Here is a 15,835-nt window from a genome sequence, read left to right as displayed (position 1 = left end):
ACTCGAAGAAAATAACTACTATCACTCGTTTAAGCAATTGCTATTATATGTTTCTGACATTTTGAACATAAGCTACTCTTATTATGTATTTTTTTTCATTTCCTCATTTATCTTGAAAGTAATTATGCCCATAGCGCAATCTAACAAAACCTTCAGTGCAATATGCAAAGGGAACCAATTATTTTCTGAGGACAGTATCTCTACAGATTGTTAAATCTTATTCCATTAACTATGGATTAAGGTGTGAAATGACTGTCCATTTTTCTCACAACTTTATGATGCTTTGCTACACGTAAACAAGATGCACTTTATCATCTGGTAATTCACCTATAACAATTAGCCCTTTATTTCGTTCGTTTCGGCTTGAAGATAAATATGCTCTGGATGAGGATGGCTAAGAAAATCATGATGTGAGATTGACCAGCCATATGCACCTGTATAACTAAACAGAAGTATATCGCCAACTCTAAGCTTTGACACATATACTTGTTTTGCTAGAATGTCATTAGGAGTACAAAGCTCCCCTGCTACTGTTATAACACCATCATTTAATTCTGGACGTCTAAATGGATATGCCCATTGATCTATTGGGATGATAGTAAAAGGATGACTTTGTTTCCAAGCAGCTGGTAACCTAAAGTGATGACTCCCTCCTCGTACGACACAGAAATGATGATTGTGATTTTGTTTGATATCTAGCACCTCAACTGCATAGTAACCACATGATGAAGTAATGTATCTTCCACATTCAAACAACACTTTTCTATTAGAATCATTCTGTTTTGTTAACACACCTTGTAGCCGAGTTGTAAAATCCCCCCAATCAAATTGCTGTTCTACTTCTTTGTAATTTACCCCTATACCACCACCAACATTTATATATTTACTGTCCATTTCACACATTGACTCCCATTTTTTCACTTTGTTAAAACAATGATCTACAAAGTCCGCATGAGCTTTGGAGTCAAAATTATTCGACATTGCATGAAAATGAAAACCGAGAAGCTCTATATTCGATAAATTTTTTGCTTGGTTAACTGCGTTTGGGATGTCATCTTCATCTATGCCAAATTGTGTAGGGACACCAGACATCTTTAATTGAGCATTAGGAACCGAACTTCTCAAATTAACTCGTAGTAATATTGACACAGTTATTGCTCTTTCTTCAGCGATATAATTTAACAATTGTAATTCATGAAAACTTTCAACATGAAACAAGGACGCACCATAAAAAATGGCACCTTCCAGCTCTTCTCTTGTTTTTGCGGGGCCACCGAATAAGATCGGAATGTCTTTATCAATTGCTCGTACTTTTTCGATCTCTCCTAATGAGGCTACTTCAAAGCCAGGAACAATTGGCGCTAGAGTTTTCAATAGTGTTTCATCTGAATTAGCCTTAATCGCATAAAATAATTGACACGCTGAAGGAAGTGTTGCCACTAACTGTTTCGCATGAGTACGTAAATGACCTAAATCATATACATAAGCACAAAAGGGTTTTTCACGTTCTGACTTAAGAGACTTCACAATGTTTTTAATCATTCTTTCATTCTCTCCCATAATGATATTATAAGAGCGTTTAGAAAAGAGGACAAAAAGCTGGCTCTATAAACACTCTCTACAAATAATAGATTTGTCTTCTATACGTAACAACAATAATAGTAGAAACAATACAGCCTAAGCCCATGACGACTCCTGCCCACATCGTTCCAGCCCAAGTAGCAATCATTCCAATTACTAGAGCTCCTAACGGTATAAACCCTCTATCCATTAAGGCAATGCTTAAAATTCGCCCACGCAGTCGATTTGGAACTTTCATTTGTATAGTAATTCTACTCATTGTTCGGTAAACCTGACTCGTTAAACCAACAAGGAACATAGCGATACTAGCAATGAATATATTAGAAGTAACAACAAATAAAAGCAATGATCCTCCGAACGCAATGATAGAATAAATTAACCATTTCCCTATATTGTTTAGTTCTCTTCCAATAGATATCCAGCAAGATCCAACTAATGCACCAATTGAAGAGATCGCTAACAACATTCCAAAACTACCAGGTCCTAACTTATATAGGTCTTTAACAAATAGTGGCATCATCGTCGTATAAGGGAAGCCAAATAACATTGGTACAACTGCTAATATGAGTAATGACTGTACCGTTGGAGTTGTTTTTACAAATGCTATTGCGTCAGCAATTGATGTAGGATGTTTTTCTTTCCTATTCACCTCTGAAAATGATTGATAACGAATCATTAATAATGACAAAATGACACCTAACATACATAGGGCATTTAAATAAAATAGATTCGCAGTATTAAGCACTGCAAGCAACACCCCTGCAATAGCTGGGCCAATAATACGAGCTAAATGAATAATCGTTGTATTAATCGCTATTGCACTTGCCATGGAGCTTGTTGGTACTAGTTCAGGTAATAATGCTTGACGAATAGGAGGCTCCATTGCTGCTAATATAGCTCTTGCTGTTACAATTAGTATAAATAGTTTATAAGACTGCCCACCTTCTACTAGAAAACCAATCCAAACGGTTAATAGCATCATTCCACTTTGCAATAATATTAATAGTTTTCGACGATCATAGCGATCCGCCAATATGCCACCCGGTATGCTAAAAATAAAGGTTGGTACTAGCCGACATGCATTGATGATCGCAAGCTGGAGCGGTGAGTTAGTAAATTGTAACACCGCCCAGTTTAATACAACTAAATCCATCCAATCTCCTACACGTGTGACTAAACTACCACCCATAAAGATGCTGAATGTTTTTGATCGTAACGCAAACCTTGATTCTTGTTGCTCTAATTGTACTTCTACTTGTGCCATTGCACTTTGTCCTGCATAGTAAATTGATGAAGTGGATTCGCTACAGACACATAGGCATATTCATTACTTTCTGGTTGTAAACGCATTCTAGTAAGCGCCTTATGATCTACATTCCTTTGATAAAGTGCCGTCTTGTCGATCCGAACATTTTCCGTATATTGCTCTTTTGTTTCAAGCTGGGTAAATACATTATCACAAATTTCATATATGACCTTCCAAAGCTCTACCTCTTTAAATTCGAAATGTTTACAAAATTGCAAAATTAGTTCACCACAATGATTTTGTATAACGGTATAAAATACTTTATTGTGCATGTCCTTAACATTATCCGTTAATGTCATTGAACCAGGATAAAAATCTGCATGAAATCCTTGTTCTTCAAGACGCTCCCTATATATTCTAGCTCCCCCCCAATCACGGAACAGCATTCGTATTGGGCGGCCGTTATTAAATACCATTACACTATTTTGTAAATGACCTTCTAACCCAATCCCATATTTGACCATCATAGTAAGGTAACCAGGTAGTGAAGTTTGTAAATAATCTTCAAAGAATTGGAATGCAGCATTTTTTAGAGACGAAATCGTTCTATTCTCCATATATTTTTCAATCAAATCTACAAAGATTGGTTGCTCCGTTATTGGAGATTCAGCAAACAATGAGCTACTCACTATTGCGACTTCTCCTTCAGCAATAAAGTTTTCAACATTTTCTCGAAACAAAGCAGAAAGATTTCTGCTTTTTAAATTACGAGTATCTTTGTTCGCTGTAAATTCTTTCATTTTAAAATTAAAGCCTGCGCATTCACATACAGGGACAAATGTTGCTAATATATCATGTTCATTCATCATAATTTGACGCATCAGCTTAGTAAAAACAGTAGCGTTGTTAGTCGTATTTGCTGAAATTGAGCGAACAGTAGATGTCATTTGGCTGTTTATAGCTACCTTTATGGCACAGTTGTTTGTAAATGGTACGACTGTTCTAAACGACGATGTAGCTCCGCAAGGTATTTTGATACTACTAATAGGAACAACAGCCTTATTTTTAATTTCCTCATTATAAATAACAGGAATAGCTCTTTTAAGCTGCCAAGGGTGAACTGGTATTATGACATAATCACATATATCAAGCCCTTGTTGCGTAAATTGTTTTTCAGCTGTCACTTGTAACTTAGGATATGCATTGAAGAGGAAGGCATTGGGATCTTTATTATGATCAAGTGTAGACCATTCTGCATAATCTTTCCTCACTGCGACAAATTGAATATCTGGTACTCCATCAAATTCTGGGGCGTAATGAAACACTTCAGTTGGATTTAAGCCCATTTTCGTCTTTGTACCAGGGTGTAAATTATGACCTTCCACACATAATTGTTCGAAAAATAAACTCGAATTAAATGTGGGATCTTGTTTTTTTTGCAAGCGTACCCAGTCCACAATGTTAGTTATTCCAAGTTCACTAGCTTTTTGTTGTAACGTTTGTTTCTTCTGCTCCCAGTATGCATATGACATCGTTAAATTTGCTGAACCATTCGTTAATTCATCAGCAAGCTTCAACCAACCACTTGATTTTTTGTAAAATGCTGCATCTTTATCCTTCATTAGATGAAGGAATTGAACTGATTGTTCAATGACTCGAACCACTCCATTAGACAAATGTAATATGCGCCCATCCACTTCTACTCTGTTAAATGCATATGTTGTGCTTACTGGCATAACAAGATAATCATTGCTGTATAAATGGTATAATTTATAAACCTTGTTACCTTCTATTCCAAATGTATGTAAAGCTTCGATGATTTTTTGCCATTCGTTATTTATAGCAGGAACATTTAATACATGTATACCTTCTTTGACATATAAGTCATACGAATTTGAATTCAACCCTAGAATATCTTCACGTAACATGGATGCTACTAATCTATTTAAAATTCCTTGGCGTCCTTTTACTAAGGAACTTGCAAACCTTGACTTTAAATGAGGGTAATGATCTTCTAAAAATGCTGCAACGGCCTGTTCATCTCTAAGTAACTCACCTTTTCTTAAACTTCTAAATGAATTGCTTAGTGTATCCGATTCAATAGTATGGACATTAATGTTACTCACAATTATTCTCCCCTTTCCATTTCGCCATAGGATTGGGCACTTTCTTATAGGAATAAGATGTAATATCTCCTTGTAACCTCATCGTAGTGAGCCCCTTTAGATCGATCATTGGTTGAATTACCGCTACCTCATCCTCATTAGCCACGCTGTTAATATCAGTATCTACCTTCAATTTACTAAAGATAGTACTGCAGGCTTCATTGACTTGCTTCCACAATTTTGCTTCTTCAACATCTAATTCACGTACGATGCACGCAATTAATTCAGCTATATGATTTTGCATTACTGAATAAGATATAATATTTCTTAACTGGGTAACATCATTAGTCACGATGGATGAATTAGGATAAAACGTTGCTTGAAGTCCTTGTTTCTCTAGCCTTTCGGGTAGCACTCTTATGCCACCAAAGTCTCTTACAATCATTTTTACGAGCTCGCCATTACGAAAAACGGAGACGCTATTTTGCATATGCCCTTCCAAACTGATTCCATACCTAACCATTAAAGTCAAAAAGCCTCTTAATGACACTTGGGCATATTTAGATATAAATAATGACGCAGCCTCTTGATTATTTGATGTTTGGAATCGATCTGCCAATTCTTCTATTAATTCAATCACAATTTTTTTGTCACTAATTGGTGACTGTGCTAATAAGGTAGCTGCAGGCATTGCAATTTCCTCTTCGCAACTAACATAGTTCTCTGGATTTTCCCTTAAAATACAAGCTAGGTTTGCTTGATATGTCCATCTTTCATCATTTGATAATTGTTGATTAAGTGGTTGAAAATAGCTACCCGCTCGTTCTTGAAGAATGATAAAACTATTGTCAAAATGATTTTCTCTCTGTTGGATGACAGCAAATAGTTTTGATAACATTGGTCCATTCTCAACTGAATTTGGTGAAACAGTTCGTACTGCACTAGTTGTTTGTACATTAACAGCTGTTTTTATATGATGTTTTTGCTGTCCCCAACGCTGAATCGGTGCTAAGGAACGAAAGGATATTAATGACTGTGTTGGTATTGAAAATCCCGGGATAGGTATGATGTGCTGCTGCTCAAGTTCATCTTTGTACAAGTCACCAATAGTATGCTCAAATTGCCATGGGTGAACTAGCACTAAGTCGAACTGGTCAGGATTAAGCCCATTTTTTATTAAGTAGTCTCCAACTATTTCTTTTAATCCTGTGTACTCTTCATACAAATAATCTGTTACCGTTAAATCATTAACAGAAGTTGTTTGACAGTACTCTTTAGAAACGGCAACAATTACAACTTTTGGAGAAGCACCCCATTCTGGTGAATAATGAATTACATCTCCAACTTCTAGACCTAGCTTAGTCTTTGCACCTGGATGTAACGTATGTCCTTCAACAACCCACTGTTCAAAAAAAGCAAGTGGACTAAAGTTTGCACTTTTTTGTCGCTGCTTGATTACCCATTCCATGGATGTTTTTATATATTCAGGAAAATCTTGTTTTCTTCTGGCTGCACCGGTTAATGCTAGCGCTAAATTTGCAACTCCGTTTTGAATTTCTAGCTTAAACCTTTCATACTGCTTTTCATCAATACCTGCAAACAAACCATCATTTTTTAATAAATCTAGAAGTTCAGCAGGATGGGAAAGTTTATGAGAATTCTTATGACTACAAAGCATCATATCTCCTGCTAAATCAAATCGACCAAGAGAATGTATTTTCTTCACACCAGCCTGAAGCCACTGATCATCAGACAATCTTACACGAATAGTCAACTGCTTACCTTCAAGCCACGTAATTCTTTCCTCACTAATGATTCTCTCCCGAACAAGGGATTGAAACAAACGTTGAAAAATACCTCTTCTACCTGCATGAATATTATTTATATATGTATCAAGTAATTCAGGTTTTTCCGTCTTAATGTATGATAGAGCTTTTTGTTCTTCGTTATCGAATAGTGTTTGAGATAACATCGTAGTTGTATTTGTATGCATCCCGTTCATTTCAACCCATCCTTTATATTCATAAATTTTAATAACCTCACTTATCAATAATAATGATAATCATTATCATTAAACTTACGAGTTATATCATACTTGATAATGATTATCATCGTCAAGTATATATTTTCCTATTTACCCATTCCATTGATAAAACTAATTAACAACAATATATATGTGCTTTACCGTGCGTTGCTTATTTATAACATACGAAGATATTTAATTAGTTATTAACAGAAAAGAACAGATCCCCAATACTTTACATAGGACACTCTAGGATTCACAAAATAGGTTATTATCGTTCAATAAATAAAAATTTGCAAACAAAAAAGCTGAGGAGAGATACTCACTCAGCTATTAATTCTGATAACTTATGCTTCTGGCATACATCATTTCACTATATTTTTTTATTAATCTATACAATCTATTAATATGTCATGCTAGTCCGATCTTACTATATTTGTTCATGAACTACTGACAAAACTTATCTAAGCTCGATTTTTTATTGCTAGCAGATGAGTTGCAATGAATTTTATATAACGTGGAAAGAATTTATGCCCACTTGTTATTTCTATTGATTGCTGTATTGCTATTTGATCACCTTTTGCTGCCGCTGTTCTTAGCTGCTCATAATTATTACCCATATATGGTAAACAGTAAAAACGTAATTGTTCATCCTCAACATTCAAAACAAAGTTAGTGAAATCACTAATCGATTGTGAATTTGATTCGTGCAGTAATTGTAGAAGAGCTTTCCATGTATTTTCTTTTTGTACAAGATCTAATTCTTTTGATAGTTCACCTGTAATAGAGTCGAAGATATTGTCCCAATAAATTTGTGGTTGGTCTAATGTATTTAACCTCTCCGTATATGTTATTGCTACTATGCCGAGGGCACTCTCCCACAATAACGAAAAGTCAAATTTAACAGCATAAGATTCTCTTGTTACAGTTGATGTGTTTAATACTTTCACTTTCATCACCCCAAAAGGATATATATAAATTCTATAATTTTAGAATTATGAGTTCAATAATTTTCGAATCTTTTGAACTAGACACCATCATCACAAATTTGATAATATTTAACTAGTTTGTAAGTTGAATGCTATATTTAGGCTCTTTTTGTAAACTTTTGTTGCTATCAAGACTCACTATGAAAAGCAATTAATAATTTTATGGCGATGGACCTCATTATAAATGGAAAAATACGCCATGAACACCTGGTTTATACGTATTTAGTTCTTAGTACGAAAAGCAACAATCAATGCGAAAACAGCCTGTATTTAAAGTGGGTGTATGCTATGAATAATAAGAAAAAGAAAACTATGTTGCAGTTACCAAAAGTCCCAGACAATTTACCACAACTAGACATTAATAACCAACTAGAAGTTGATCAATATTTCAACAACGGTTCAATTTACGATTGTGAAATTTCAAATAAAAGTATTGAAAGAATTTCCTTCGAAAAAATACTATTTAAAAATGTTATATTTACTAATATATCATTTAGAAATATTGAACTGACCGATGTTATTTTTGACAAATGTGATTTATCTAATGTTGATTTTAGCAATGGTATTATTCATAGGGTAAAGGTGACAGATTCCAAACTATTAGGTATGAACCTGTCAGGAGCTGCTTTACGAAATGTTACTTTTAACGATTGCTTTGCAAATTATGCATCTTTTGGGTTCTCCGATCAAAAAAGTGTTCATTTTAACTCGTGTTCATTAAGTCACGCAGATTTTTATGAGTCAAAGTTCAAAAGCATTGAATTTAACAGATGCCATATGCACCAAGCAAATCTAGCAGGTACAAGCTTAAAAGGAATTGATTTAAGTAGCTGTTCTTTCGAGAATTTAACTGTGTCGGTTGAACAATTAGAAGGCTGTATTATTTCTCAAGAGCAAGCCATTGGATTTGCTAAAATTCTCGGCTTAGTCGTTAAACAGCCGCATGAGTAAGTCTTTATTCGATTATAAAATATCAATTTTTTGTTACAAGCGAACGTTCCGAGAAAGCTTAATTACTTACAAGTGCACAACTACTCTCTATTTCATATTACCAAAGCGTTATATTTAATTGTTATTCCTGTCAATTAAACAAGGGGGCTGTTTTTCTATTGAAAAATAATGTAGTCATTTTTGATATCATATTTTATGTCGTATTCCCATTAGTAGTATGGAATCTTGGTAGAGATTATATAGGAGATTATTATGCTATGCTTCTTTCGTCTGTACCAGGAATCATTTATAGCCTATACAGATTTTTTCAACTTAAGAAAGTTAATGTCTTTGGAATTTATATGCTTGCTACACTAGTAATTGGGACGCTCATTGAAGTTTTAGCAGGTTCTGCTTTGCAACTATTATGGAATCAAGTATTTTTTGCTTATGCTATGGCAGCTTTTTATTTAGCAACTGTATTAACGAATAAACCACTTACACTATACTTTGCGTTAGATATTTTTGAGTTACAAGGAATAGACAAAAAACTAAGTAAAAAGATATTTTTCCAAAGAAAATTTCTCATTGTATTCCAATTGATTACGATTGTATTTGCTGTAAGAAGTATCGTATTGGCAATAATTAAAACATGGCTTATCAATGAGTACGGAGTAGATGCTTTCGATAAAGGAATCCTTTTACGACAAGCATTCAGCTGGATTATGACCGGGGTTTCTGCTGTTGGATTTATATATATTGCAAAGCTCATTAGTGACACTCCAGAGCTCGCAACAGTATTTAACTTCGACAAGGATCGAGATAATGACGACGTAGAACTAAATTCACAGATAAACAAAAAATAGTGGGGAGTTCCTCCCCACTTTTCTATAGCGATAAAGTTACACTTATCTTTTTCGAGTTCTATTCTCCTCCGTAAAATTTCTTGATCATTTAATTTCTCCATTACATCTGTATACAATTTTTCATTTCCACAACCATAATGTTAGTTTATTTCATTGTGTGATAAGACTTGTTTTTATATAGTATATAAACTGTAGCATAACACTCACTTTAACACATTACCGTGCCGAGGGTCAGAGCCCGGATCTACATGTACTTGTAGATTATACATTCCGGCTCTGTAGCCGTGAGGTAATGTTTGTTCAAGACGTTGATATGTAATATATGGTTTTTGAGCATTATCATCAATCATTACTTCAAATAACCCTGATATTGTTTTTGACTTTCCGTCCTTCATATATTCAATAGTTAACGGGACTAAATCTTTAGTTTCTTCATTCGTATAAACAATTGTAAAAAATTCAAAGCGTTCTCTATCTTCTCTAATTTCACGTTCAAGATTTTCATCAAATGAGAAGCTTTTTATGTCCTGTTTTTCCACATTTAACTGATTAATATATGGATACACCAGATCTAATTTCCAACTTTCAAACCTTGATGGAAAAGTCTCATCATTTGCCAAAGCTTGCTCATAATCAAAAAAATGAATAACTGACAAAACAGCTATTAGAATTATACCAATGCCTAAATGGTATTTTAATGATGTAAGTTTAATCGAATCTCTAATTAACAATAAATATAGTAAAAATATAATACACAGCACAAACAAACTTACCAAAGGCGTTAATAAATGAATCGCTTTTAGTTGAATTTGTAGTCCTAACTCAACTATTTGATCTATAGTCATCATTCCACTTCCTTAAAACCCATTAATAAATTAAGTAAAGCTTCCATTGTTACTTCTCACTTTACTAAATGCTAGTAATAGATTATTGAATTCGTTAATAATACCTATTATGATTATTTTATATTAAATTATACTTATTTTATATAATATGTTATATTTTGTGTTTATATAAATTCTCAATTATCCCACCATTACTTTCTTATATTCTCATTTTCTCATCCCTCAAACACATGGTGCCACATATTAACCAAATACTAAGATGATCGAATTTATGAGTTAGACGAAAAAACTCCCCATTTTAAACACTGAGTTTATCATATTGAACATTCAATAAACATCGTCGTTCTCACAGTAGATGATAAAGAAATCTCAAATTCAAGACTTATTACTTTAGTAATAGGTCTTTTGACGTTATTATAGTATTTAATGACATCATTATGGAATGGGGTATCAAAATGGGAACACTACAAGCAAGTTTAGACACAATTACGCAACAAAGCAAAACAACTATGCCAATGAACGCTTTTACTGTATTAGAAAATTCAATAGCTTCACTTCAACAAACTGGTATTGCTAACGGGCTAACTGTTGGTGATAAAGCACGTGATTTCACTTTAACTAATGCAAATGGTAACCAAGTCAATTTATATGAGGAATTAACAAAGGGACCTATCATTTTAACATTTTATCGAGGATCTTGGTGTCCATATTGTAATCGTCAGCTACGTGCATACGAAGAAATACTACCAGACATAAAAAAAATTGGAGGGAGTTTAATTGCCATCAGCCCACAAACTCCAGATAATTCATTAACAATAAAAGAAAAAAATGATTTATCTTATGAAGTAGTTAGTGATTTAAAAGGCTTAACAGCTGCAAAGTATAATGTGTTATTCGATGTTCCACCAGAAGTGAAGGAAGTATATGATCAGTTTGGATTAGATATATCTGAATACAACGGAGGTGGCAACTGGCTTATACCAGTACCTTCAACATTTATGATTGATGAAACTAGTAGAATACGATTTTCATATGTTAACCCAAATTATATGCAACGGTTAGAACCTGAAGACCTGCTTACAGCACTCAGAAACCTCTAAAGTGAAACATACATACATCTAAATCTGTTTATTGGCTTCGTTTGCATTGATTGTTATTTATCTTGGTTAAGGAGATTTAGCACGACATGAATTAAAATCCCTATATATCGTTTTTTTCGAAATGCAGTTTTATCTTATATTATTGCGCTAATATATATTATGTAGCACCCTCTTTTCATGCTTCATACATAGAAATCTACAAATCAGGCGTAGGTATTTCTGTTTTAGGCTTTTTAAACTTTGTTAGTAAGATTTAGCTTTGAATAATTTTTTATTATTTACAAACGCTACATGTTAGGAGGGAAGCTACGTATGAAAAAACAACAGAAATCTAAAGAAATTGGTCAAAAAACAGAATCTATGAACCCTATGGACCAAGGATTAAATTTAGTTTCTCAAGTCGTCAATAATACGACAGGTCTTGATGAGGGTAATGATGGAAAAATGAGTAAAACAGATTGAACAAATACCATTCTGGTGTTTGTTTTTTTGTGTTCAAATTTCATCTTAATTTAAGGTGATGATTTCATGCTATATTTATTTCATTTAAGGAGAATTTTTATGAACAGTACGCTCAAAGAAATGCAATCAGAACTGATCGTTGAAGCAAAAAAAGGACTCCCTTTCTTACTATCTGGGACAATCGTTTTTTTTATCATCTCACTTTTACCCGTAATTTTCGCAAAAGAGATCATCCATTTCATTTGGTTATTTGGGTTATCCTCCATTTTTCCATTAGGTTTTATAATAAGTAAAATACTCCGCATTAATTTACTTGTAACGCATAATCCTATAGGTATATTAGCATGTATTATTGCTGTTCCTCAGGCTTTTTATATACCTCTTTATATCATTGTATATATACTAATTCCTCAATACTTGCCATTTACTATTGGACTACTCATCGGTTCACACTTTCTTCCTTATGTGTGGATTTATAAAAGTAAAGCTTATTTATTTATAACATTAAGTGCTTGTCTATCCTCTATTATATTTGGTTGGATTTTTGTAGATTACGCCTTTACGGTAGTACCATTAGCAAACTTCATCGTATACGGTGTTGGCGCATTACTTATCTTAAGAGAACTTCGAGTTGAATTTGTTTATTAAAAAAGGAAAATATATAAAGCTATTTCACATATATGAATGAACATAACGTAAATCGATCGATACTGCTCGCTCTTTATAAATAATTTATCTATCCCGCACAATAGCAACCGTGTGCCCATAAAAAAACATACGGTACATTTTACCGTATGTTTTATGAATAGGTATTTCGTAATTAGAGCTACCAATATTATCGTGGACTAATTTCGATCAGTTTAATTTGGTGGTCATCTATCTCTTTGAGAGTAAAGATATAGCCTTCGTATTCAATGACTTGATTTTCTTGTACATCTATCTCCTTCGTCAAAATCCATCCACCAATCGTATCGATATCCTCATCATCAATACTCAAATTCAATAATTTATTCACTTCACTAATTAGTACTTTGCCATCAAGTATATAATGGTTATCTTTAATATTTTGAACGTCTGGGGTTTCATCCACATCAAACTCATCCCGGATTTCACCAACAATTTCTTCTAAAATGTCTTCAACGGTAACTAACCCTGACGTACCACCATATTCATCGATTAATATAGCCATATGAATTTGATCTTTTTGCATTTTTTTCAATAAATCATGAATAGGAATCGTTTCAATTACGTAAATAATCGGTGTGACAAACTCTCTAATCGTTGTGGTGTCTATATCTTTGACATCAAAATATGCTTTAATCATCGATTTAAGATTTATTAAGCCTATAATATGATCTTTATCACCATCAATAACAGGGTATCTCGTATACCTCTCATCTTTCACTTCTCTGAGAAAATCTTGGATGGACAAACTCACATCAAAACTTACGATTTCTGTTCTTGGTATCATAATTTCTCTAGCAATACGGTTATCAAATTCAAAAATATTGTCAACATACTTGTATTCTGATTGATTTATTTCTCCACTCTGATAGCTTTCAGATAGTATGATGCGTAATTCTTCCTCCGAGTGGGCCATTTCATGTTCTGATGCTGGATGCAAACCAAATAATTTAATAACAACCCTAGCTGATCCATTTAATAACCAAATAAAAGGATACATGATTCGATAAAACCATATTAACGGTGTAGCTAATAATAATGTAAGCTTTTCTGCTTTTTGAATCGCTAACGTTTTAGGTGCTAATTCACCAATTACGACGTGTAAATAAGTAATTGTACCGAACGCTATAGCGAATGAGACGATACGCGAAACAGAAGTTGGCATATCAAAATGTTCGAATACTGGATGTAATAATCTTTCTACTGTTGGCTCACCAACCCAACCAAGTGCTAAAGCTGTAATTGTAATACCCAATTGACAGCTCGATAAGTATTCATCTAAGTTACTCACAACTTTTTTTGCTGCAATCGCTTTTTTATTTCCTACTTGAACTAATTGATCTATGCGGCTCACTCTCACTTTCACGATTGCGAATTCCGCCGCTACAAAGAAACCTGTTAGTCCGATTAAGATTACAATTAAGAATAAATACAATAAGTCAATACTGTCCAATAAAATTACCTTACTTACAATGAAGTAAGGTGTCACCTCCTGAATAAAAATATAAATACCTAGAAATTAGTTCCTTTTTCTGTGCTTTTTTGTCCTGTTTTTTGAACACGCATATATGCTAATGCAATTATTATATATGATAGTCTAAATTACGACAAGAAACACAACATATAAAACACATCCTTTAAAGAAAAAAATAGCAATTTGCAAGAAAAAAACTTCCACCAAAGCTTTTACTACGGGTGTTTTCGCAAAGATTGTTCTTCAATCAATGCTGGCTTGGCACAGATTGTTGCTTTTCGTTCTAAGATATAAACAAAAAGAGCCATTTTAAAACGATGACTTTTAAGTAAAACCATCTTTATCTTCTAGTATAGGAACAATAGCAACAAAGTTTATGAAAATAGCCTTTACTATCTATACGAACATATACGTGAAAGGTTTCACCATTTTAAATATACTTATGATAATATTACTACATCTCTTTTTAATTGCAGTATTTTGAGATGGTAACTAAACAAAAATTCGTAGGCTTCTAGTATTTTTTTTGCTTCAAATACGCTTCTTCCCCACACTGTAATTCCATGATTTCTTATGAGTACAGCACCTTTGTCAGCAGTAACGTAAGTACTCAATGAATCTGCTAACAGTGGGATATATGCATCATTTCTTATAATCGGTATTGTAATTTCTGCATCTTCCTCCCATTCATCGAGTGCTTTGATCATTTCTTGTCCATGAAAACTCACTTGTCCTTGCTCTCCATATAGTTCTGATATAACATTATTATCTACCGTATGTATGTGTATACAACATACTGCATTTGATTGTTTATACACTGCGAGATGAAGTGGCGTTTCTGCTGAAGGATATAATTTGGTACTACTCGTAGGGTGTCCTTGTTCATCTACTAATAAAAAATCATCCTTTGTGCGCTGCCGTTTGTCCTTTCCACTTACCGAAATGAGAAATGTTAACGGAGAATCACTTGCTTTGATTGAGAGATTGCCACTAGTTGCATAAAACCAATCTCTTGAACCTAATTCATCCTTTAAGCCAGCTAATTCATCCCATTTTTCTTGAAAAACGGTCATTTTATCACCTCGACATATTTTTCATTAACTTTATGACTTCTTTTTCTCCTTGATATCATTCGTGTTATTTATTGTAGAATCCTGCTCATAGCATCGGTTAATACTTTAACAAACTGTGACAATTCAATTTTCAAATTAAAATATATTTATGTAATTTGCTAAAACTACACTTAAGTTTCATATATATTTTAAACATTTGAAAAAGTTATTGACAAAGAAAATCACATATTGTTATGATACACTTCATACAAACAAATTTATGGATCGTAATCACACACGAAAATTTTATAAGTTAGTCTCTTATCAAGAGTTGGCTGAGGGATTTGGCCCTATGAAGCCCAGCAACCGACCAAAAAACACCTTAAGGTGGGTAGAACTTTAATGTTCTACAAAGGCACGGTGCTAATTCCAACAGGAAGTAAGACTTTCTGAAAGATAAGAGGTAGAAGTTCGTTCT

Annotated in this window: 13 protein-coding genes and 1 riboswitch; of the genes, 5 read left to right on the top strand and 8 right to left on the bottom strand. The window is 33.6% G+C overall.

Annotation, left to right across the window (positions count from 1 at the left end):
- Positions 1-336: 336 nt before the first annotated feature.
- The 5 genes from V1503_RS20340 to V1503_RS20320 all read right to left on the bottom strand — a co-directional run bounded on the left by V1503_RS20340 (position 337) and on the right by V1503_RS20320 (position 7,905).
- Positions 337-1,542 carry a type III PLP-dependent enzyme gene (locus V1503_RS20340; protein WP_410628949.1) on the bottom strand — a complete coding sequence of 402 codons (1,206 nt, stop codon included), beginning with the start codon at positions 1,540-1,542 and terminating at the stop codon, positions 337-339.
- Between the two features lie 76 nt (positions 1,543-1,618).
- The gene (locus V1503_RS20335; protein WP_410628948.1) at positions 1,619-2,845 is read right to left on the bottom strand and encodes an MFS transporter; all 1,227 of its coding nucleotides are present in this window, start codon (positions 2,843-2,845) and stop codon (positions 1,619-1,621) included.
- The gene (locus V1503_RS20330; protein WP_410628947.1) at positions 2,833-4,953 is read right to left on the bottom strand and encodes an IucA/IucC family protein; all 2,121 of its coding nucleotides are present in this window, start codon (positions 4,951-4,953) and stop codon (positions 2,833-2,835) included. The genes V1503_RS20335 and V1503_RS20330 overlap by 13 nt, the downstream gene beginning before the upstream one ends.
- Complete coding sequence (locus tag V1503_RS20325; RefSeq protein WP_410628946.1) at positions 4,946-6,934, bottom strand: IucA/IucC family protein; 1,989 nt, start codon at positions 6,932-6,934, stop codon at positions 4,946-4,948. Before V1503_RS20325 ends, V1503_RS20330 begins: the two co-directional genes overlap by 8 nt.
- Before the next feature lie 485 nt (positions 6,935-7,419).
- Complete coding sequence (locus V1503_RS20320) at positions 7,420-7,905, bottom strand: hypothetical protein (RefSeq protein ID WP_410628945.1); 486 nt, start codon at positions 7,903-7,905, stop codon at positions 7,420-7,422.
- A 327-nt stretch (positions 7,906-8,232) separates the two neighbouring features.
- Here V1503_RS20320 and V1503_RS20315 point away from each other — a divergent pair, with 327 nt between their 5' ends.
- Both V1503_RS20315 and V1503_RS20310 read left to right on the top strand, forming a co-directional pair.
- Entirely contained in the window at positions 8,233-8,895 is a 663-nt protein-coding gene (locus tag V1503_RS20315; protein WP_410628944.1) for a pentapeptide repeat-containing protein, read from the top strand.
- Positions 8,896-9,053: 158 nt separating this feature from the next.
- Entirely contained in the window at positions 9,054-9,740 is a 687-nt protein-coding gene (locus V1503_RS20310) for a VC0807 family protein (RefSeq protein WP_410628943.1), read from the top strand.
- Between the two features lie 203 nt (positions 9,741-9,943).
- Here V1503_RS20310 and V1503_RS20305 read toward each other — a convergent pair whose 3' ends face one another.
- Complete coding sequence (locus V1503_RS20305; protein ID WP_410628942.1) at positions 9,944-10,585, bottom strand: hypothetical protein; 642 nt, start codon at positions 10,583-10,585, stop codon at positions 9,944-9,946.
- Positions 10,586-11,040: 455 nt separating this feature from the next.
- On the opposite strand from V1503_RS20305, the gene V1503_RS20300 reads away from it, so the two are divergent.
- The 3 genes from V1503_RS20300 (at position 11,041) to V1503_RS20290 (ending at position 12,795) form a co-directional block, all read left to right on the top strand.
- Complete coding sequence (locus V1503_RS20300) at positions 11,041-11,685, top strand: peroxiredoxin-like family protein (RefSeq protein ID WP_320259260.1); 645 nt, start codon at positions 11,041-11,043, stop codon at positions 11,683-11,685.
- A 312-nt stretch (positions 11,686-11,997) separates the two neighbouring features.
- The gene (locus V1503_RS20295; protein WP_214484363.1) at positions 11,998-12,147 is read left to right on the top strand and encodes a hypothetical protein; all 150 of its coding nucleotides are present in this window, start codon (positions 11,998-12,000) and stop codon (positions 12,145-12,147) included.
- Positions 12,148-12,246: 99 nt separating this feature from the next.
- On the top strand, positions 12,247-12,795 hold the full coding sequence (locus V1503_RS20290; RefSeq protein ID WP_410628941.1) for a DUF7010 family protein: 549 nt from the start codon (positions 12,247-12,249) through the stop codon (positions 12,793-12,795).
- Positions 12,796-12,982: 187 nt separating this feature from the next.
- On the opposite strand, the gene V1503_RS20285 is transcribed toward V1503_RS20290, so the two are convergent.
- Together V1503_RS20285 and V1503_RS20280 are read right to left on the bottom strand one after the other, a co-directional pair.
- Positions 12,983-14,275, bottom strand: a complete 1,293-nt coding sequence (locus V1503_RS20285; protein ID WP_214484373.1) for a hemolysin family protein — start codon at positions 14,273-14,275, stop codon at positions 12,983-12,985.
- Positions 14,276-14,745: 470 nt separating this feature from the next.
- Entirely contained in the window at positions 14,746-15,378 is a 633-nt protein-coding gene (locus V1503_RS20280) for a methylthioribulose 1-phosphate dehydratase (protein WP_410628940.1), read from the bottom strand.
- 297 nt (positions 15,379-15,675) lie between these two features.
- A riboswitch (SAM riboswitch) is annotated at positions 15,676-15,820 on the top strand.
- Positions 15,821-15,835 lie beyond the last annotated feature (15 nt).

Origin of the sequence: Nanhaiella sioensis (assembly GCF_046557775.1) — a bacterium.
GTDB lineage: Bacteria > Bacillota > Bacilli > Bacillales > SM2101 > Nanhaiella > Nanhaiella sioensis.
Note: the sequence above shows the minus strand (reverse complement) of the source record. Positions and strands in the feature narration are given on the sequence as shown.